This window comes from Sphingobium sp. 15-1 (assembly GCF_013375535.1).
GTDB lineage: Bacteria > Pseudomonadota > Alphaproteobacteria > Sphingomonadales > Sphingomonadaceae > Sphingobium > Sphingobium aromaticivastans.
This window is the reverse complement of the sequence record NZ_JABXJG010000001.1, coordinates 1,766,563-1,787,024: the sequence shown is the minus strand read 5'-3', so window position 1 is coordinate 1,787,024 and position 20,462 is coordinate 1,766,563. Positions and strand designations below refer to the sequence as shown.

The following is a 20,462-nucleotide window of genomic DNA, read 5'->3' as shown; positions in this document are numbered from 1 at the left end:
CGGGAGAGTAGGGGCGTCGCTGATCCTTCAACAGCTTACACGGTCCGAATTACTTTCGCCAAAGTTCAACAAGCGCCGCGATCCTTGAAATGATCGCCAGCAAGGCGTTTGCGAAACCTTGTCAGCCTGCCGCCAGCCGGAGATGGTTCGCCCCGGCAAGGCGATCTTGAGGATGAACGCTTGCGTCGGCATCGCGGCGGGCATAGTCGCGCGGGGTGCACCCCATGACGCGCTTGAACGCGGTGCTGAACGAACTTTCCGATTCATACCCAAGCGATCTGCCGATCGTTGCGACAAGCTGATCCGTCGTGCGCAGTTCGTCCCCGGCCTTCAGCATCCGCCAACGTGTCAGATAGTCCATCGGTGACAGCCTGACCTTATCCTTGAAACGGACGGCAAAGCTGGAACGCGACATGCCGACGGCCGCCGCCAGATCCTCCAGGGACCAGCGCCGCGCCGGTTGTTCGTGCATCAGTTCAATCGCCAAACCGATCTGCCGGTCAGCGAGCGCGAACAGCCAACCGGCGCCTTCCCGCAGATCATCCGCCACGAACAGGCGCAGCGCCTGCACCAGCATCATATGCGCAAGATGCTGCGCGACCAGATCAACTCCGGGTCTGCGGCTCCGGATCTCCTCGATCAGTTGATCGAGGCACCACCGCAGGACCGCCCGGCCGGACTCGTCGCGGACACGAACAACCGACGGCAAGAGGCCCAGCAGCAGGCCGGCATGATCGCTTTCCAGACGGAAATGCCCACCTGCCAGCGAAAAGGCTCCGCGTCCGCGATAGGATACGAAGCCGCCTTGCTTGGCGCCCGCGAACACCTCGAGCGCCTGTTCGGGAACAAGGGCCAGGTCGCTCGCCAGGATGAAGGGCAATCCCCTCGTCGTGAAAAAACAATCTCCCGCTTCCAACAGGATCGGCTGGCTCTCCTCCTGGACTGTAAGCCAGCACCGGCCAGAAGCGATCGCATAACATTTGATCCCTTCGTGAGCCGGGAACGCCAGCGCCCATTCGGGGCCTGCCTCGAATCCCGAAGCATGCAGTTCCCGCCTTGGCTTCAAAAGGCTCAGCACATCCGAAAGCGGATCCATATCAACCTCGTACGCTCAGCAAATTACCACAGGAGTATATTCGTTGAAAGTCCGGCGGCAACGCCAATTCTGCATATGAGTGACATAAAGCAGCCCTTGCCGCCCTTGTTGGACGCTGGCGAAGAAATTTCATACGAATGAAAAAGACCTGGGTCCGAAGGGCGTCCGATCGCCTTCAAGGGGAACGGGACAGAGGCCAGGAGGAGCCTGGGCCGCCAGCCCGCGCATACTCCCTTGGGGAACGGCCCATTTCGCGCTTGAAGGCCGTGCTGAACGCGCTTTCGGATTCATAGCCAACCGCGTGGGCGATGACGGAGATCGGCAAATTGGTCGTCCGCATCTTGCTGCTGGCGACAAGCATGCGCCAGCGCGTGAGATATTCCATGGGCGACAGCCCGGCCTTATCCTTGAAGCGGATCGCGAAGCTGGTACGCGACATGCCCACGGCCGCCGCCAGCTCCTCAAGGGACCAGCGATAGGCTGGCCGCTCATGCATGAACTGCATCGCCGCACTGACCTGGCGGTCGGCCAATGCCGCTATCCAGCTTGGCCCGCCGGCTGCGTTCTTGGAAATGAAGGGGCGAAAGGCCTGCACCAGCAACATCTGTGCAAGATGTTGGACGACAAGGCCCGAACCCGGGCGACTGGTGCTTAATTCGACCGTCATCTGTTCAAGGCACCATGTCAGAACGGCAGAACCGCACCTGTCGCGAATGCAGACGACCGGGGGCAGGCATTCGAGAAGGGCTTTGGCATGATCCGCCTCGACGGCGAAATGCCCTCCGACAGCCGAAAAATCAGGCCGGTTGCAGAGGGAGACTTGCCCGTCGGGCTCCGCCTGGATGAACAGGGCCGCCGCATCGGTCGGCTGGACGTCCAGATTGGATGCCATGACGAACGGATAGCCCCGGGTCGTGAAAAAGCATTGACCTTGTTCAAGATGGATGGGCTCTGGTTCGTGGTCCACCGAAAGCCAGCAGGACCCTTTGGACAGTGCGTAGCATTTGATCCCGTCGTGCGCTTTGAAGGACAGCGCCCAATCGCCGCCTGCTTCGAACCCGGAAACGTGCATCTCCTTGCGCGGCCGCAGCAAGCCAAGGACATCCGACAAAGGGTCCACGCTACCTCACGAGCGCAACGCGAAACGCAGGAGCATTTCGGTTGGGCAGTAAAATCATCGATGATGACGTGCCGCCCTTTGGTCGCCCCCCAGAGCGAGGCTTCCCGCGACCGCCTTGCGCCTTCATTCCGGGGGCGAGGCGTCGAAGGGAACCGACTCTATGTGAAGCCTGGTGACGCTGACTTCCTTGAAGCGCCAGACGCCCCCCTCCCGGATATAGCCGTCATGATAATGGCCATAGCCGTGGAAGCGCTTGATCGGCCCCGAATTATACCAGAACAAATCCTCAAGCTGCCATATGCCGGTGGCCGTATCGGCGGAGGTGATCTTCAATTCGGGGGTGTGCGCGATATGAACCATCGCGTCAATCGAGTCCGCCATGCCGACAAATATATCCCTGATCGCCTGGCGCCCGCAGCTATAGCCCACCTTATAGGCTCTGCTGACATCATTCTCGGCGCGGGGAGCGCTCTCCGGCGTGCCGAAGATCGCATCCTCGGCAAACAGTTCGAATAATGCGTCCCACTGCCGCGTGTCGCACAAGCGGCAATATTGCGCTTTGAGAAGACGGATCGCTTCGAAATCAAGCAGGTCTTCGTGCATCACTCTTGTTCTCCTGATAGCTGCGCGGGCAGGGAGGTCGGCTGCTCTGGTGATCCCGCCCTGCCGAACCTGCGGCTAGGGCGCTCACAAGGTCTGCAAATGAATCCGATGGTGGACGTCCTTCGAAACGGCCGCCAAAGGCTCAAACTCCCCCTTGCGCATGATGTCGCCCGACTGGATGAAGCGTTCGACGGCGGCTGCGTGACCGGGGTCGTTGCTCGACATATGAACCAGTTCGTTGAGCGCGTCGATCGTCATGTCGACGGTGACGTCGCCCGTTTCGTCAGCGGCCGCGCCCCGGCGATAGATGGCCTTGGACCCCGCCACATCGACGCGAAAGCCCGCGACGAGCCCGTTCGGAAGCGGGGCGGCCCCAACGAAACGCTCAACCAGGGAGAATCTGATCGCGTCCGGCCAATCCGACCGTGCAAATGCCGCCACGACCTCTCGTTCCTGCATGGCCACCCAGTCGTCGGACAGCAACTCATATCTGCGCATATCTGCCATTATGGCTCTCCACTCCGACCGTCGCCACCCAAAGGGGTGAGCATGCGGATTCCCGCGTTATGGGCATGAGGATAAAGACGGGGGGATAGAACGAAAAGACTGCCAAATTCGCGCATCGATGCCTGGTTGGCATCGTGCCATCGCCTCCGGCGCCATCCATAGCGCGAAGTCATGCCGCATTGCCCCCGCTGTGTCGCGCCATGGCGAAGCCGAGACCCGTTAGCACGCATGCCGAGATGCCGCAGCTCGCCCAGGCGCCAAGACGATCGAAGAACCAGCCGCCGATCAAGGCGCCTGCCGCTTGCGACAGGAAGAAGGTCGCTGCAAAGAGCGAGATGGCCGATCCCATGGCATCCGGCGCCATCTTCGTGGCCATGACCTGCAGGATGTTGTGGAACATGAAGAAGCCGAAACCCAAGATGAGCAGCGCTGCCCCTGCGGCAAGCGGCGAGCGGGCCATGCCGAAGAACAGAAAGCCGCCTGCCATCAGCGATCCGCCCAGCCTGGCGCGATTTGCCTCGGACAGTTTCGCGGTCAGTGGACGCGCGGCCAGGACGAAAATCACCCCGCCGATGCCGAACAGGGCTATGAGCAGGCCGACGATTGCCGCGCTCGTCGTGAATCGCTGATGCAGCAATGCGGATGCGTAGGTGAAGGTCATGTAAGTGGCCAGTCCTTCGACGCCCACGCCGGCAAGGGTAACGCGAACCGCGCGGCGTGCCAGCAATTGCTTGAAGGCCAGCCTGTCGGCCCCGCCGTCCGCGAACCGCCTTCTGCCGAGCGTGGCGAAGTGCGGCCGATTGACGATGGCCCAGCACAGGGCAAGCGCGGTGACCGCAAAAAGCATCGCGATGAACAGGAAACTCGCTTGCCAGGAGAATAGCTCTCCAATGACTCCGCCAGCGACTTGCCCTGTAGTGGCGCCGATTATCGATGCGCCCGTGACGTTCGCAACAACCACGGGGCGCTGCTCGATCCGCGTCGCAAGACTGACCCAGGTGAGCGCCAACGGTCCGATCGCGGCCGCGACGCCTCCGGCCAGGAGGCGCAGGGCCACCAGCCAGTTTATCGATGGCGCGATGGCGCAGCCCGCGGCCGCCATGCTGGAAAGCAATGCCGCCAGCAAAACGACCTTGTACGGACCTGCCCGATCGCCCAGCGGGCCGTAAATGATCTGGCAGAGGCTGTAGCTGCCCGAATAGGCCGTGACCGCAAGACCCGCCGAACCGACGCTGACCCCATAGAATGAGGCGATGTTGGGAAGCAGCGCGTCCAGAATCCGCATGGAAGCGGCCCCTGCAAAGATGGCTGCGGCGAGCGCGACCAGGGTCCAGCGTCTTGCTGTCCGATCGCCCGCCACGGCTTGTTCTTCTGGCATCGGGGAGCATCCGCTATGAGGTGGAATGAGGGTGCTGCCGCCGCAGGCGAGGGGCCTTTGCGAAGCGCTGCTGATCTGGTCGGGCTTGGCCCCGAAACCGTCAGCAAAGCTAAGGGCGCGCGCGGCCGGGCGGTAGTTGGCTAAAGTGTCTCAGCGATGCGCAGCAGGCATCGATCCGGCGAAGTTCGCATCTTGTCCGATTGGTCTGTCCAGTCGCAAGAAGCGCATGGCATATCGTTGGATGGGAGAGGCGAGGCATGTCCCGCGAAACTACGCTTAATAATATGGACGTCCGGCCCAGCGCGTTCGTTCACTTCGTGCTGAAGACTGCCCGCTTTGAAGAGCAGAAGAATTTCTATCTCCAGTTCCTGAATTCTTGGGAAGTATTTGGATCGGACGGAGTGACATTCCTCACTTATGATCAGGAGCATCATCGCGTTGCCATCGCCCAATTCGATGGCATTGCCGATCTCGATCGAAAGGCGGCCGGAATTGAGCATGTCGCATTTGCATTCGGTTCGATAGGCGACCTTCTTGCAAATTATCTCCGGCTCAAAAATCTCGGCATCCTGCCTTATTGGTGCATCAACCACGGATCGACGACATCCCTCTATTATCGAGATAGGGACGGCAATCAGATCGAGACGCAAACCGACAATTTCGACACGCATGAAGAGCTTGTCGGATTCTTCCAGACCGATGCGTTTCGCGAGAACCCGCTGGGCATACAGTTCGATCCGGACCGTCTTGTCCAACTTTATCGCGATGGGGTTCCGGAGGTGGAGTTGAAGCGTCAGGGCATCGCCCCGCGCGCGCCGGGCACGGACTATATTTTCGGAAGCTGATCGGGAGAATGGAAGGTGATGCAATATGCTGTCCGGCAGGAAATCGCGCGCCTTGAAGACAGGCGTATATCGGCATTGGTGGCGGGCGATGCGGACATGGTGGAAAGCCTCGTGGCCGATGACCTGGTTCATATCCACGGAACCGGGCAAATAGACGGAAAAGCCGCCTATATCGCAGGGCTGCGAAGCAAATATATATTTCACCGGATCGAACGCGGTGAGATTGACATCCGCGTCTACGGCGATGTCGCCATCGTGACAGGCCCGCTCAGCCAGTCAGTCTCCGTCAAGGGCATCGACAAGATCAATGAAATCTCGGCAATCGTCACGCAAAGCTGGGTGCGCGGTGCCGATGGCTGGAAACAGAATACCTGCCACATGGGATTCCTGTCGATCGCGTGATGCAAAATGATAATCAAAGGAAAAGTCTGTGCCTCTAGTCAACTTCGTACAGGACGGCCGCGCGCGGCTTGGCAAGCTTTTTGGAGATCGCATAGTCGACCTTTCGATCGCGGCGCCGGATCTTCCGGCTGCGATCATCGAGTTTCTCGAGGCGGGTGATGCGGCGGTCGCGGCTTTCAAGGCGGTCGATGATGATCGGCTGGCATCGCTTCCTCTGAAGGACGTCCGCCTCCTGCCGCCGGTTCCCCGTCCGGAAAAGTTTCTTGGCATCGGGATGAACTATCGCGATCACGCTGCGGAAGCGTCGAAGGCTGGCCTGGAAACGCCTCCCTTCCAGCTATGGTTCAACAAGCAGGTCTCCTGCATCGCGGGCCCGTTCGACGACGTCGTGAAGCCGGCGGTCACTGAGAAGATGGACTATGAAGCCGAGCTTGCCGTGGTGATCGGCCGGACCTGCCGGCATGTGCCCGTGGAGAAAGCGCGTTCCGTCATCGGAGGCTATATGGTCTGCAATGACGTGTCCGCGCGCGACTGGCAATTGCGCACCCCGACGCACACGCTGGGCAAGTCCTTCGATACGCATGGGCCAATCGGCCCCTGGCTCGTCCTGGATCATGAAATAGCCGATCCGCATGATCTCGACATCCGAATGTATGTCAACGGCGTGCAGCGCCAGGCCGGCAACACCGGAAGCATGATCCACAACATCTATGAGCAGATCGCCTATCTTTCGACCGTCATGACGCTCAAGCCGGGAGACATATTGGCGACGGGCACGCCAAGCGGCGTTGGCGCCGCGCTGACGCCCCCGATATTTCTCAATGCGGGAGACGTCATGCGGGTCGAAATCGCGGGGATAGGCCATATAGAAAACCCCGTCATCGACGAAGCGCTCTAGCGAAGCCGGTCAGTCTCCGTTCTTTTCAGTGAAGTTGATTGCAAGATGAGCAAACAGAAAGTTATCATTTCATGTGCCGTGACCGGTTCGGCGCACACGCCGACAATGTCCGATGCATTGCCAATCACGCCGCAGGACATCGCGGAGCAATCCGTGGCTGCGGCGAGAGCTGGAGCAGCCGTCATACATCTCCATGCTCGCGTTCCTGAGACGGGCGAGCCGACCGGCGATCCGGAGCTCTACGCCCGCTTCCTCCAGCAAATCCAGGGGGAGACAGACGCCGTCATCAACATAACGACGGGCGGCAGCAGCAGGATGACGGTGGAAGACCGGCTGGCGGCTGCAATGCGGTTCAAGCCGGAGATGTGCTCGCTCAACATGGGCAGCATAAATTTCGCCTTTTTCAATGCAGCCAAGCGCATTTCCGAATGGAAGCATCCTTGGGAGGAGTCGTACGTCCGGAATTCTGACGATTACATCTTTCGGAACACGTTTCGTGATATCCGCTATATTCTCGAAAGTCTCCAAGATCATGGGACGAAATTCGAGCATGAATGCTATGACGTAGGGCATCTCTACAATCTCGCCTATTTCGTGGATATTGGCTTGGTCAAGCCACCATTCTTCATCCAGCATATCTTTGGCATCATGGGCGGGATCGGCGCTGATCTGGAGAACCTCATGTTCATGAAGCAGACCTCCGACCGGTTGTTTGGCGCCGGCAATTATCAGTGGTCCGTCCTTGCCGCCGGCCGCAAACAGATGCCCTTCATAACGCAGGCCGCCTTGCTTGGCGGCAATGTCCGCGTGGGCTTGGAGGACAGCCTGTTCATCGAGCATGGCAAGCTCGCCGCATCGAACGCCGAACAGGTCGAGAAGGCAACCCGCATAGTGTCGGAAATGGGTCTCGAAGTCGCAAGTCCAGCAGAAGCGCGCCACCTGCTCGGATTGAAGGGGCGGGAACATGTTGCCATCTGACCGACGGACGGAAACGGCCCAGGTCAATGTTTAAGAGCGTAGTTCAAGCCCGCCTTGAGCGTCACATCGCATAATCGTTCCGCCAGCGGCGTCAGCGGCAGGTCGCCGCGCCGGACGATATATACAGGCCCTGCTCTCAAGGTTTCCGCGAGCGGGAATGCGACGACCTGATCGCGGCAAAAGGCCGATTCCAGCCATTGAACCGGGAGGAGGGCGAGAAGATCGGAACTGGTCACCGCAAGAAGGGTCATCATCACCGAATGCATGTGGACGGAAACTTCCGGAAGCGGGAGTCCCGCCTGGCTGAAAAGCGCTTCGAATTCGGGGCGCCGTTGATGGTCGGCAAATAGCGGGCGAATCCATCGGGCGCCCTGCAGTTCCTGCAGCGTACGGGCGCCCGCGAGCGGATGTCCGCGGCGACCGATGACGTCGAACCGGTTGTCGAACAATTTTTCGAACACCAGCGGCGTCTTCACGGGGAAGTTGTGGACAGGGCCGACGAAGAAGTCCACTTCACCGGAAAGCAGATTCTGTTCGACATGTTCGAAGAGCAGGCTTTCGGTGAATTTGAGCAGAACCTTAGGATATTCCGTTTGGAAGACCCGCAGCATGGTTGGCATCAGGGCGATTGTCGCGGCAGTCGACATCGCGACTGCTATCTCGCCATTGGCCCTGCCCTTTTCCTGTTCAATCGCCTCGAAAATGTGACGGATTTCGGATTGGATGGCTGTCGCGTGCTGGACGAAGACCTGTCCCATGCGCGTGAGCGTCACGCCATGGCCATGCCGATGAAAGAGCGACACGCCCAGCTCGTGCTCGGTGTCGCGAATGCTGCGGCTCATGGACGGCTGGGTGATGCCCAGCTTGCGGCTCCCGCCGCGTAGGCTGCCTGCCTCCGCGACTGCAAGAATGTCCCTGATATTGCTCAGTTTCATCGCTATCCGCTCCTTGCCTAAAGTCCCGCGATCGAGAGGGGGGTGAATTGTCCATAGCCGCCCTTGTAGAAGAGCAGCGGTTCCAGCCCGTTCTCAATGTCCAGCGACAGCACCCTGCCGACGGCAATGAAGTGGTCGCCGGCTCCGTGGACTGCTTCCAATTGGCAGTCGATCCAGGCAACCACTCCCGCGACGATAGGCAAGCCGGCATCGGACAGTCTGAAGTCGATGCGTTCGAACTTGTCTTCTGCCCGGGACGCGAGCGTGCGGCATATATCATGCTGATTTGCGCCGAGAATATTGACGCAGAAATGGCCCACCTGCTCGATCCGCGCCCAACTGGCCGATTGGCGATCGGGAAAGAACGCTACAAGCGGCGGATCGAGCGACACGGAGGTGAATGATCCCACAGTCATGCCGACTGGTTCGCCGTCCAGCATGGCCGTTATGGCGCACACGCCTGTAGGATAGTGGCCGAGAATCCGTCGAAACTCGGCTCCGTCGAAGGCTGCTCGCATATGCGCTTCTCCAAATCATATTCATGGCCCGAGGAAAGGGCGTCAGCCCCATGCCGGAAACAAATCTTTGCCATTAGCCGTTTCTGCGAGAGCAGGTTGTGCGGCCGTCAGCTTGCTAAGCTTTGCAGCACGTCTTAGGCGACCGAGCCGAGGCGGCTGCAATCATATCTGCGACCGGATGTCGGACAGGAATGCGATGATCGCCTCGTTGACCTCTGACGGCCGCTCCTGCTGAATCCAGTGGCCGGCGCCCGGAAGGATTTTCTCGACGCGAAGTCCCGGCACGAACTGGCGCTGCACTTCAAGTCCTTCGGGAAACATGGAGAGGGCCACTTCCTTGTCGCCGCAAAGGAAGGCCGATGGCACATGAATCCGCTGATCGGGATAGGCGTGCATCTCGTAATAGTCGGAGCCGATGTTGCGATACCAGGACACCGGCCCAAAGAACCCGCCCTCCTTGAACGTGCGGCCATATTCATCAAGAACCTCGTCGCTCATGAAGGAGAGCGGACCCTCTGGGGGCGTAGCCCAACCTTCCAAAAGACCGCTCCCTGCTGGCCGCGGCTTGATCCATTCGTCCTGCGGCGCATCGCCCGAACCGACGAAGAACATCTGTTTGAGCGCGGCGCGCGGATCGCGTCCGAGTTCGGCCTCCGCGGTAACCGGGGCAGATTCCCGGGCGTTCAGGCTGGGGCGTGCCGGACGAGGTCTGGTAGCCATTGGACGTGTGGTGCGCCGGGGACAGCGAAGCGGTCGCCGAGGAATTGGTAGAAAGAGATGCGCAGCTTGGCGCATGTCTTGAGCAGGCCAATCATGGTGTCGCGGGCGATCCTTCCGGCCTGGCTGACGGTGCCGCCGGAGATTTTGCGCTTGGTGACGAAGGCGCGGATATCGTTTTCCGAACCATTGGTGTGCAGGGGGATTTCCGGGCGCTCGAGGACGCGAAGCAACTGTGCCTTCTGGCGATGGAGGCGCGTGAGCAGCCGGTCGAGCATCACGTAACCGGTGCGCCTGGTGAAGATACGGTCGAAGCGGACCCGCAGGGCTCTGGCCCGTTTGGGATCGGGATAGCGCTGCCATGCCTTGAGGTCGGCATAAAGCCACCAGATCAGGGTGCGTTTGAGCTCGACGGCGTCACGATCTTTCTTCGAGCTGGGCTGGAGCTTGTGCACCAGCCGCTCGCAATGGACCCAGCACAGAGCATGATTGTCTCCGACCCGGAACTGGCCGGCACCATCGGAGACGATCGCCGTGTCGCCCAGCAAGCCTTGTTCGCTGATGGCACCCCACAGGGCACTTTCGGTAGCGACCTTGACCGGATCGGGCTGGACGTTGAGCTTGTCGAAGTCCAGCGCCGCAAGGTGGGCAGCCCAGGCCTCGGCACAAGCGAAGCGCTTGTCACCATGGCTTGCAAGGGCATCGATCTGGGCCGCCGCCATGTTCATCTCGCGCATCCGGGCCACTGCCACGTCATTGACGACATGCTCGCTGCGCCCGGCCTGGAGCAGACCCAGAAAGGCGGCACGGGACTTGGACACGCCACTCCGGAACACCGCAAAGCGCTGGTCACCCAGTTGCGTGACATAGCCATTGCGCCGGGCATGGGGAGCGCTGGTGTCATCGACGCTGATCCACCGGGCGGTCTCCAGTCCTGTGCGCAAAACGGCCTGATCTTCAGCCACCAGGGCTTCAAGTCCCCTGCTCAGAAGACGGACAACTTGCCGCTTGGAGATTTGCAGGCCCATTCCGTTCAAGATGGCTGTCAGCCGTTCACTCGTCATCTGCCCCTGGAAGTGACCTGCGGCAATGAAGCGGCGAAGCTCGGAGCCAAAGCCACCCAGGATGCCCGGCGGCAGAGGCGCCAATATCCGCTCGCCCGTCGCCGCCTCCCAGCGTTCCCGGCGATAGCGGACCACCTCGACGCTGATCTTCAGATCCTGCACCAGCACGTCTTCGTAGCCGCGAAACCTCGATCCGGCAGGCGCATCCGCCTTCAGCTTCACTTCTGACGTTACAGCCAGCTTGTCACGCACCGATCCCCGGCCGCGTTTACGGCCTTTCTTGCTCTTCGGCTTCGATGTTGCCTGCTCCATCCCCGATGGCTTCGTCTTGAACTTCGGTCGCGGCGGCAGCCCTTTCAGCCGCGCGATCTCGTCCTTCAGGGCCGCAATCTCGGCATCTTTCAGTGCTACTACCGCAGCATGCTCGTCCTGAGAATCCTGAAGCGACTTCACCTGCGCCGCCAGCGCACCAACCACACGGCGTAAATCGGCAAAACCGCCATCGTCGTCAGGGCCAGATCCACCGGGAGTCATCCAAAGTGTGAATCACAAACCGTGAAGCTTGAAAAGACCCCTGCACGGAAATTTGCCCCGCTTACGCCTCCGCGACGCCAACTTCTTGAAAATAGCGGATGTAGCTGAATGAGTCCGACGCTGACGACGTGAAATCCGTCATCGGCTCATCGGGTGCGGGCCGATAGGGGACGCTCAATGCGAATACACCCGCCGTGCGTTCGGGAAAGCGCAGCGCCGTCCGCCAGGAGATGATGGACCCCCAGTCGTGGCCGATCGAAACCCAGCGGTCATGACCCAAGGCGTCGGCAATCGCCGCTATGTCGTCCGCGATCGAGTCGAAACCATAGGCGCTCACGTGCGTCGGTTTGGAGGATGCTCCATAGCCGCGCATGTCCGGAACGGCGACAGTGAAGCCCGCATTCGCCAACGGTCCTATCTGGTGCCGCCAGGAAAGCGCGAGTTCAGGAAATCCGTGCATCAGGACAATCAGCGGACCATTTCCAACCACTTGAGTGGAGATGAAATACTCGCCGGATGCTATCCGAAGTGTCTCGTTTCTCATCGTAAGAACTTCCTTAGGGATGTTTGCACTCCCAAATCGCGAACCCGTCGCTTCTCTTGAGAGGGCGAATGTTTCACGCGCCAGATGCCGCCTGATATGGGGCAACGCCTGGCCTTCGCGCCTGCACTGACCCGGCGGCGTCAGGTGAGGGGTGATTTCCGTCACATGTCACCGACAGCATGACTGATGAATTTCGCAATCATTTCTTCCAAGATCGCATCCATCTCGCATCGATGCCTGCTGGGCATCAAGAAGTCGAGATCCTTGAACGATCGAAGAAAACAAACGGACGATCACGCATTGTCGCACCACCAGTCCAGCTCATAAATTTGATGCAGATGTCCTTGTTGTCGCTTTCCGCCCGGCGGGTCGACGCGGCGTCATGGCTATGCATAAACTGCGAGAGGTACTCCCATGCTTGAAGCATATGATTATAAGCACGTGATCGATATAGGGTTTCCGTGCGATCGGACTCCCGAAGATCGCAAGTCGCGGCGCCTGCCTGCGGGCATGACCATTGTCGCTCCCGACAATCACTGGTCGCTGTCGGAAGACATCTTCATCGATCGGTTCCCCGAGCATCTTAAGGATCGAGCGCCCCACGTGTGGCAGAGCAACGGAACCTGGCATGTCGGGTTCAACGGGAAATCGCTTCTGCCCGAATTCTACGAGAAAATATTCGCTACCTTCGATGTTGTTCCCGGCTGTTTCGACATGAATGCACGCCTTCACGACCTCAATATCGAAGGTATCGAGAAGGAGATGGTGTTTCCAAACGGATTTTTCGCAGCGGTTTTCTACCCGGACTTCGAGGTCCGGGAGTGGATGCTGAGGATTTATAACGAATATGTTGCCGAGCTTCAGGCTAAATCCAATGGCCGTTTCTTTGGTGTTGGTTTCCCGGCCTTCTGGGATGTCGGTAAATTCGTCGAATCGGTGCAGCATATTAAGCAACTGGGACTGAAGTCGATCGTGCTTCCCAACAACCCCGGGAAGAATCCTCAGGGCAAGGAGATTGTGTATCAGGACGACGATATGCAGCCATGCTGGGCGGCGATCGAGGAAGCTGGGCTGCCGGTGAACTTCCACATCGGTGAGAGTTTCGCGGATGGCCGCGGCGGTTATCCGATCAGCACGATGCTGAACTTCGCCGGTCTTCGCAAGCCGCTGTCGCAGTTGATCTTCGGCGGCATATTCGACCGTCATCCCAGTCTTCAGGTGGCATTCCAGGAGGCGGGCATTCTCTGGGCCGCGTCCTGTCTGCATGACGCTGAGATCGCCTATGCGAGCCAAGCTAGGATTTCGGATTGGAAGCTTGCGCATCCGCCGCGCCACTATTGGCAGAACCACTGCTATGTGTCGTTCATGTCTGATCCGCTGGGGTTGAAGATTATCGACAGTGTCGGAGTCGACCGCGTCATGTGGACGCCGGATTATCCTCATCCTGAGGGTACGCTCGGTTACGGCTGGAAGGCGATCCAGGACGTGATCGACGCCTTGGGCGAAGAAAATGCCGCGAAGGTGCTGGGTCGGACGGCGCAGAAGCTGTTCAACTTCTGATAGCTGACGTCCCTCGCGTTTATAAGCCGGCATATCGCTTGCCAGGTGGGGGCGCGCCTGTCTTTACAGGCGCGCCCTTTTAACGTGGCGTGGCGGGCCGGGGGCAAGCTTTGGACGCTGGCCAAAATATAACATGCTTAGAAGCATGGCCTTCTGGCGACAGCAAATTCATCATGACAACAAGCGGCGACGGTCTGGCTGGGACATTGAAAGTCCGCAGAGATGAACGGCCGCGCCGTCAAGCAGGAGTGGCGCACCCATGCCTTTGAAGATCATCTGCATCGAAGAGCACGCAACCGACAAAGGTTTGAAGGAGGCTGCATGGCCGGAGCTTGCCCGGCAAGCGTCCTATCTGGCCGATTACGGCATTACGTTCCAGGACGATCCGGAAGCCCATGCGAACGGCATGCCGCAATGCGAAGCGCCCCGGCGGGCCGAGGAGATCGAAGCTGCTCCCATGGCCGCGCGCATTCCGGAAATGGACGAGTTCGGCATCGACATGCAGGTTCTGTCCTACCCCATCTACTGCCAATATGCTCCAGTGGAGGCGGCGGTTGCCGGTATTCGCGCGGCAAATGATCGTATGGCGTCCGCCGTCGCGCAGCATCCCGATCGCTTCGCGGGTTTCTCGCTCCTCCCGTGGCAATCGCCGGAGCACGCCATCGCGGAGATCGAACGCAGTGCGGGCGAACTCGGCCTGACAGGGACGATGCTTGCGGGGCTTCCGGCAGTAGACACATTTCTCGACCATCCGCGATTTGCGCCAATTCTGGAGAAGCTGGAGGCGTTGCAGGTTCCCCTCTACCTGCATCCCGGCCCGCCGATGCGGGACGTGCAAAGGCTTTATTTTTCGGGCTTTGAGAATGAGGTGACGAACCGGCTATCCATGTTTAGCTGGGGCTTCCACCATGAGGCTGGCCTGCAAGTCGTGCGCCTCATCGTTTCCGGCGTGCTCGACCGCTTCCCCGGCCTGAAGATCATCAGCGGGCATCTGGGCGAGATGGTGCCTTATTATCTCCACCGCCTCGATGAGACATTGCCCATCGCCCTGACAGGCCTAAGCCGCAGCATTCTCCAGACATATCGCGATCAGGTCTTCGTGACGCCCAGCGGCATGTTGAACACGGCGCATATGATGTTCCTGCGGGAAGTGGTCGGTGCCGACCGGATCATCTTCTCGATGGATTATCCGTGGATGACGCTGACTGGCGCGCGCGCCTGGCTTGAAGGCTTGCCGATAACCGAGGCCGAACGCGAAGCGATCGCTCACGGCAACGCCGAAAAGCTGCTGCGCCTGCGCGCCTGATGGCGACTCCAGAACGAAATCATCAGCCTCCAACCAAGGATCCTTTTCAATGTCCCTGACAATTCCCGCCGTTCCTCTTCACAAACATGACTGTTTCTTCATTGGCGGTGACTGGGTCAAGCCCAGCTCCGGATCGACCATTGCGGTTTACGACTCGATCACCGAGCAACGCTATTTCTCCGTGCCTGAAGCGCAGGCGGCAGACATGGAGCTCGCGATCCATGCGGCGCGGACAGCGTTGGACCGCGGCCCCTGGCAACGCATGACTCATCGCGAACGCGCCGCCTATCTCTATGCCATCGCGGATGCGCTGGAAGCGCGGGCGGCCGATTATGCGCAGATCTGGCCGCGTGAATCGGGGGTGGTCCATGGGGTCGCTCAAGCCAGGATACCGACCAATGCGATGCTCTATCGCTTCTATGCCGATCTTGCGGAGACGTTTCCCTTCGAGCAGGTGATCCCGCCCCAACCTTCGCCCACGCCGGGCGGCCGGTTCGGCCTGCTGGTCCATGAACCCGTGGGCGTGGTCGGCGCGATCATCCCCTGGAACGCGCCGCTGGACCTCATTTCCCTCAAGGTTGCCCCAGCTTTGCTGGCTGGCTGCACAATGGTCATCAAGGTTTCGCCCGAGGCGCCGGGCGCCGGCTATCTGATGGCAGAGATCGCGGAACAGGTTGGACTGCCAGCGGGCGTCATCAACGTCGTCACGGCCGACCGGGAGGTGTCCGAACGCCTCGTGCGCGATCCGCGGATCGACAAGATCGCCTTCACCGGGTCGACCGCGGCAGGCCGCAAGATCGGCGCTATCTGCGGCGAGCGGATCGCTCGGCTGACGCTGGAGCTTGGCGGCAAGTCGGCCGCCATCATTCTCGACGATGCGGATTTCGATCAGGCGGCGAGCACACTGGCCAATGCCGAATGCCTTCTGACCGGGCAGGTTTGCGCCTCCCTCACGCGCATTGTCGTGCCGCGTGGCCGGCACGACGAGTTTGCGGATGCGCTGGCGGCGGCATTTTCCGCCGTGCGCGTGGGTGATCCTTTCGACCCCGCCACGCAGATGGGACCGCTCGCCATGGAGCGCCAGCGCGATCAGGTGGAGCGCTATATCGCGAAGGGCAAGGAAGAGGGCGCCACGCTGGTGACTGGCGGCGGCCGTCCGGCGCATCTCGATCGCGGATATTTCATCGAACCGACGGTCTTTTCGAATGTCGACAACCGGCAAACCATCGCGCAGGAGGAGATTTTCGGGCCGGTGCTGAGCGTTATTCCTGCGGACAGCGAGGAGCAGGCGATCGACATCGCCAACGACAGCATTTACGGCCTCAACGCCTCCATATTCACCGCCGATGCCAACCGGGCCCGCGATATGGGAGGCAGGCTGAGAGCCGGCAATGTCGGCCATAACAATCTGCGCATGGACCTCAGCATCGGCTTTGGCGGATATAAGCAGTCCGGTCTTGGTCGTGAGGGCGGTGTCCAGGGGCTTCACCCTTATCTCGAAACGAAGACCATGCTCCTGGACGACGCGCCATTGGCCTACAGGTAAAACGCCCGGCCCGGGGGGATACATCCCTCCCGGCTTCGGTTCGAGCCGATAAGGACCACCGCCGGCACGATCCTATCGGGACATCTCGCCCTGATATGGTTGTGTCGGCGTTCGCAACGGGCGTCGCCCGCTCATGAGGGAATCCGGGATCAGGGCATCCGCAAAATGGGCTTGATGACCGCGCCCGATGCCGCGTCGGCAAATGCCGTGTCTATATCGACGAAATCATAATAGCGGACGATCTTCTCTAACGGGAAGCGGCCGCGCCGATGCAGCTCGATGAGCATCGGGATCATTTCCGAAGGCGTGGAGTCGCCCTCGATGATGCCGCGCAGCGCTATGCCATGCAGTTGGACATGCTGCCAATCGAAGCTGGCTTCAGTTCCGGCTCCGACGCCGCCTACCATGCCGCAGACGCCAAGCGGGCCGAGCGCCGCGACTGCCTGCTTCAGCGCTGCGGGCGACCCGGCCGCCTCGATGGAAAAGTTTGCGCCAAGGCCGCACTCGGCTCTGATCTGCGCCACGGCATCCTCGCTGGTCGCATCGCAGGTGAAGGTGGCGCCCAGTTCCGACGCGAGCTTCAGCCGCTCGCTGTTCCGGTCCACCATGAAAATCGGATAGGCGCCAACGACAACGGCCGCCATGAGGGCGCTGAGCCCCACCGCGCCAGCACCCCAGATCGCCAGCGATTGGCCGGCGGACACCTTGAGCGAATTGAATATGGCGCCGGCGCCCGTCTGAACTCCGCAGCCCAAAGGCCCCAGCAGGTCGAGCGGCGCATCATCCGGCACCTTGACGATGTTCGCGGCGGGGACGATGGCGCGTGTCGCAAAGGATGATTGTCCGAAGAAGTGACTGCGCACGTCATTGCCGAACGCGGAACTTCCATCGAGCCGATTGCCGACAAGGTTCAGCTCGGGAACACTGGTGCAATAGGCCTGGTGACCGGTTCTGCAGGGAGAACAATCGCCGCAGGTTCCAAAGGTGAGGATGACCCGATCACCGACCGAGATATTGCGAACCAGGGAGCCGACCTCTTCGACGATGCCCGCGCCCTCATGTCCGAGCACGACCGGCAGATCGATCCCATAATGTCCGCTATGGAAATTTATATCGGTATGACAGATTCCGGCAGAGCTTATCTTGACCAAGACCTCATCGCCACGCGTCTCACCCAGTTCGAAGTCTTCGAACGACATGCGGCCACCCAGGGAACGGGTGACCGCGGCGCAGACATGTCTGGCGGAATCCGGCATAGTCTTTATTCTCTCGCTGGATGCTGCAAATAACGCATCATCGTTGAAATATAGGGTCCGTCCTGGTCTGACGTCGTGTCTTCAACTGGAACAGCCGCCTGATGTCGGACCCCGGCGCGATCGTCAGATCTTGAACCCCAGCGTTATCCCGTAGGTGGCGGGCGCTCCGGGGTAGCGCGTGATGGCTTCATTATACAGCACGTTATTCCAATAATATTTGTTCAATATATTCTTCCCGAACAAGGTCACTTTCCATCGACCATTCGGCGCTTCATATCCCATTCTGGCATCGACAGTGGCATAGGGATTGATCGTGAAGGGGTGGACGAGACCCGGCAGGAGGCGAGTCCCCACGGTTTGAGGCACTGCAAGCTGGCTGCCGCCGATTGCGGTATCTTGTCCTGAACGGCCCTGGACGCTTATCCCGATGAAGGGCGTGCCGCCGTTGGAAAGCATCGGCCGGTAATCGATATTGGCTCCATAGGTCCAGGTGGGCGTGAAGGGCAGGGGGTTGCCTTTGAAATCGGTCGCGACGCCGAATACGCTGGGGCCGCTATACTGGAGAACCCGCGAATTCAGATAGGTGACGGAGCCGCTTAGGGTCAGGCCCCCTCCGATCCGGATCATGAGGTCCGCTTCGGCGCCATAAATCCGCGACTTCGGGACATTCACCAGCGAGTCGATCGGCCCGAAAATGGCGTCGTTCACTTTGCCCAGAAGCTGTTTGCTCTTGTAGTTGTAGTAGAAGGCGGCGGCGTTCACATGCGCGACGCGGTCAAGGAAATCCGCTTTCAAACCCGCTTCGAAAGCCAGGACGGACTCCTGCGTCACGGGACGATTTTGAACGTCGGACGTCGCCGGCGTGACGGGGAAACTGCCGGCTTTGTAGCCGCGCGAGACATTGGCATAGATCAGCGTGGTGGATGACGGCTTGACGTCAATGCCCACGCGCCAGGAGATATTGTCTTCGGAAAGGGTGCTCAGCGTCGGCGCGCCCTTTGGTACAAGATTGCTGGTCAGCGAATAGCATCGCCCTTTGGCCGGGCCGCTCGATCCGATCGGCGTGAATGCCACTGTGCCAAGCGCAGAACCGACGATGTTGAACAACTCCGCTGTCCGGCCATCGCCGGCGTCGATGCTGCAAAGGACGCCTTTATTGACCGACTTCGTGTACCGCGCCCCCGCCTTGATCGTCACGAGCCGATTCAGATCATATTCCGCGTTTCCGAAGACCGCGTAATTGTTGATCCGCTGGCTGGTGGTGTTGGTTGAGGAGAAGATGTCGTTCAGCGTGGGATTGCTGTTCGACTGATTGGAGAAGGTCGCCGTGTAAAGGTCAGATGTGCGGCTGTGTTCATAGTTGCCGCCCGCAACCCAGCGGAATGAGGATGAGGCGTCATTGGCCAGGCGCAGTTCCTGGGTGAAGGAATTTACCGAAGCGCGTTCATTGAAGTCGCTCAGGCTCAGCGCCGTGCCGTCATTGTCGACTTGCAGCCTTTGATCGAAGGTGGCGAATGAACTGATCGCCGTCAAAGTCACTGCGTCCGTCAGATCAACCGTGGCGTTGAGCGCCGCCTGGAACATTTCGCGCTTGCCGCGGGGCGTGAAGGCGCCGGTGGACCAGTCAGCGGCGCGGGACCGCTGGAGCGAAAATGGATAAGCCAGCTCCACGGGTTTGGTGAAGGCTGGCGCCTGGGGCTGAAGCCCGATGAATTGCGGAGCCAGCGGCTGTGAGGAGTCGATCCAGCCGTTGAGGTTCAGCGTCATCCGGATGCGGTCGGAAACGGTCCAGTCCGTTAAAAGGCGCGCGGCGATGTAGCGGGAACGTGCATTGTGATCGCCAGGCCGGCTGGTGCTGACCTGCCATCCGTCACTGGTTGCGCCGGTGACCGCAAGGCGCGCGGAAAGCCCCTCAGCCAGCGGGCCGGAGATGAAGGCGTTGCCGTCGATGCGGTTGAACCTGCCGTAGCTGACATCGCCGCCAGCCTGGAAGGCCGAGGTCGGCTTGGCCGCGATGAAGTTGATCGCGCCGCCGGTGGAATTTGCCCCAAACAGGGTGCCCTGCGGGCCCTTGAGCACCTCCACCCGCTCAAGATCATAGGCGGCGTGGCTCGCCAGTACCGGAAAGGGCAGGGGCGCCTGGTCGATATAGGCGCTCACCGCAGGATAGGCGCCCACCGCTGAACTGTTATAGCCGACGCCGCGCAGCGTCAGTATCGGCGTATCGAATGCGGTCTGGGCGAAGGTAAGGCCGGGAACCGCTTGGGCGATGTCGGCCAGCGATACGATCTTGCGCTCCGCCAGCGCCTCGGCGGGCAGGGCGGTGACTGACAATCCGACGCGGTTGATGTTCTCGCTCCGCTTGTTCGCGGTGACGACAATATCGCTCATCATGTCAGATCGCGCATCGGACTGCGCCTTGATCGCTTGGCCGCTGCTATTGCCCACTGCCGTGGTCTCGTTGTCGCCCGCCGCCTGAGCGCAGGCAATTTGCGGCGTCCAGATCAGAGCGCAAGAAGTCAGAAGCTTCGCCACGATATGGTCGTTTGAAAATCCGGACATATAATCCCCTCCCAAATCTTGTTGTTTTGTCGTGGATCATCTCACACGATAATGATCGCAGTCCATGTGGACACGCCATGATCTTGGCGGTCG

Annotated in this window: 19 protein-coding genes and 1 pseudogene; 7 read left to right on the top strand and 13 right to left on the bottom strand. The window is 60.2% G+C overall.

Annotation, left to right across the window (positions count from 1 at the left end; translation table 11 throughout):
* Window positions 1–121: 121 nt before the first annotated feature.
* The 5 genes from HUK72_RS08365 to HUK72_RS08345 all read right to left on the bottom strand — a co-directional run bounded on the left by HUK72_RS08365 (window position 122) and on the right by HUK72_RS08345 (window position 4,704).
* Complete coding sequence (locus HUK72_RS08365; RefSeq protein ID WP_176596380.1) at window positions 122–1,096, bottom strand: AraC family transcriptional regulator; 975 nt, start codon at window positions 1,094–1,096, stop codon at window positions 122–124.
* 175 nt (window positions 1,097–1,271) lie between these two features.
* Complete coding sequence (locus HUK72_RS08360; RefSeq protein ID WP_176596379.1) at window positions 1,272–2,216, bottom strand: AraC family transcriptional regulator; 945 nt, start codon at window positions 2,214–2,216, stop codon at window positions 1,272–1,274.
* 123 nt (window positions 2,217–2,339) lie between these two features.
* Window positions 2,340–2,819 carry a nuclear transport factor 2 family protein gene (locus HUK72_RS08355; RefSeq protein WP_255325785.1) on the bottom strand — a complete coding sequence of 160 codons (480 nt, stop codon included), beginning with the start codon at window positions 2,817–2,819 and terminating at the stop codon, window positions 2,340–2,342.
* An 84-nt stretch (window positions 2,820–2,903) separates the two neighbouring features.
* Window positions 2,904–3,326, bottom strand: a complete 423-nt coding sequence (locus tag HUK72_RS08350) for a hypothetical protein (protein WP_176596377.1) — start codon at window positions 3,324–3,326, stop codon at window positions 2,904–2,906.
* Window positions 3,327–3,495: 169 nt separating this feature from the next.
* On the bottom strand, window positions 3,496–4,704 hold the full coding sequence (locus tag HUK72_RS08345; protein WP_176596376.1) for an MFS transporter: 1,209 nt from the start codon (window positions 4,702–4,704) through the stop codon (window positions 3,496–3,498).
* A gap of 257 nt (window positions 4,705–4,961) precedes the next feature.
* Between HUK72_RS08345 and HUK72_RS08340 the strand changes: the two genes are divergently transcribed.
* Genes HUK72_RS08340 through HUK72_RS08325 form a run of 4 tightly spaced genes read left to right on the top strand, consistent with a single transcriptional unit; the run spans window position 4,962 to window position 7,827 of the window.
* Window positions 4,962–5,549: a VOC family protein gene (locus HUK72_RS08340; protein ID WP_218035933.1), complete on the top strand. Its 588-nt coding sequence runs from the start codon at window positions 4,962–4,964 to the stop codon at window positions 5,547–5,549.
* Window positions 5,550–5,567: 18 nt separating this feature from the next.
* Complete coding sequence (locus HUK72_RS08335) at window positions 5,568–5,951, top strand: nuclear transport factor 2 family protein (protein ID WP_255325784.1); 384 nt, start codon at window positions 5,568–5,570, stop codon at window positions 5,949–5,951.
* A gap of 28 nt (window positions 5,952–5,979) precedes the next feature.
* Window positions 5,980–6,849, top strand: a complete 870-nt coding sequence (locus HUK72_RS08330) for a fumarylacetoacetate hydrolase family protein (protein WP_176596374.1) — start codon at window positions 5,980–5,982, stop codon at window positions 6,847–6,849.
* A 45-nt stretch (window positions 6,850–6,894) separates the two neighbouring features.
* Complete coding sequence (locus HUK72_RS08325) at window positions 6,895–7,827, top strand: 3-keto-5-aminohexanoate cleavage protein (protein WP_176596373.1); 933 nt, start codon at window positions 6,895–6,897, stop codon at window positions 7,825–7,827.
* Window positions 7,828–7,850: 23 nt separating this feature from the next.
* Here the strand turns inward: HUK72_RS08325 and HUK72_RS08320 are convergent, their stop codons facing one another.
* The 5 genes from HUK72_RS08320 to HUK72_RS08300 all read right to left on the bottom strand — a co-directional run bounded on the left by HUK72_RS08320 (window position 7,851) and on the right by HUK72_RS08300 (window position 12,304).
* Complete coding sequence (locus tag HUK72_RS08320) at window positions 7,851–8,762, bottom strand: LysR substrate-binding domain-containing protein (protein WP_176596372.1); 912 nt, start codon at window positions 8,760–8,762, stop codon at window positions 7,851–7,853.
* Window positions 8,763–8,779: 17 nt separating this feature from the next.
* Complete coding sequence (locus tag HUK72_RS08315; protein ID WP_176596371.1) at window positions 8,780–9,280, bottom strand: flavin reductase family protein; 501 nt, start codon at window positions 9,278–9,280, stop codon at window positions 8,780–8,782.
* A gap of 162 nt (window positions 9,281–9,442) precedes the next feature.
* Complete coding sequence (locus tag HUK72_RS08310) at window positions 9,443–9,778, bottom strand: alpha/beta fold hydrolase (RefSeq protein ID WP_176596370.1); 336 nt, start codon at window positions 9,776–9,778, stop codon at window positions 9,443–9,445.
* A 185-nt stretch (window positions 9,779–9,963) separates the two neighbouring features.
* Window positions 9,964–11,595, bottom strand: a complete 1,632-nt coding sequence (locus HUK72_RS08305; RefSeq protein ID WP_176596369.1) for a transposase — start codon at window positions 11,593–11,595, stop codon at window positions 9,964–9,966.
* Window positions 11,596–11,656: 61 nt separating this feature from the next.
* Window positions 11,657–12,304: an alpha/beta fold hydrolase gene (locus tag HUK72_RS08300; RefSeq protein WP_176596368.1), complete on the bottom strand. Its 648-nt coding sequence runs from the start codon at window positions 12,302–12,304 to the stop codon at window positions 11,657–11,659.
* Window positions 12,305–12,553: 249 nt separating this feature from the next.
* Here HUK72_RS08300 and HUK72_RS08295 point away from each other — a divergent pair, with 249 nt between their 5' ends.
* The 3 genes from HUK72_RS08295 (at window position 12,554) to HUK72_RS08285 (ending at window position 16,551) form a co-directional block, all read left to right on the top strand.
* Window positions 12,554–13,699, top strand: a complete 1,146-nt coding sequence (locus HUK72_RS08295; protein WP_176596367.1) for an amidohydrolase family protein — start codon at window positions 12,554–12,556, stop codon at window positions 13,697–13,699.
* A 259-nt stretch (window positions 13,700–13,958) separates the two neighbouring features.
* Window positions 13,959–15,005, top strand: coding sequence for an amidohydrolase family protein (locus HUK72_RS08290; protein WP_218035932.1), 1,047 nt, complete (start codon window positions 13,959–13,961; stop codon window positions 15,003–15,005).
* Window positions 15,006–15,054: 49 nt separating this feature from the next.
* A complete protein-coding gene (locus HUK72_RS08285) occupies window positions 15,055–16,551 on the top strand; it encodes an aldehyde dehydrogenase (protein ID WP_176596366.1) in 1,497 nt (498 codons plus the stop codon).
* Window positions 16,552–16,700: 149 nt separating this feature from the next.
* Here the strand turns inward: HUK72_RS08285 and HUK72_RS08280 are convergent, their stop codons facing one another.
* The 3 genes and pseudogenes from HUK72_RS08280 to HUK72_RS08275 form a co-directional block, all read right to left on the bottom strand.
* Window positions 16,701–17,414, bottom strand: a complete 714-nt coding sequence (locus tag HUK72_RS08280; RefSeq protein ID WP_369805984.1) for a zinc-binding dehydrogenase — start codon at window positions 17,412–17,414, stop codon at window positions 16,701–16,703.
* A gap of 75 nt (window positions 17,415–17,489) precedes the next feature.
* Window positions 17,490–17,750 (bottom strand): annotated as a pseudogene (locus HUK72_RS27615) (alcohol dehydrogenase catalytic domain-containing protein); the annotation flags it as partial.
* A 180-nt stretch (window positions 17,751–17,930) separates the two neighbouring features.
* Entirely contained in the window at window positions 17,931–20,369 is a 2,439-nt protein-coding gene (locus tag HUK72_RS08275) for a TonB-dependent receptor (protein WP_176596364.1), read from the bottom strand.
* Between the last annotated feature and the right edge of the window lie 93 nt (window positions 20,370–20,462).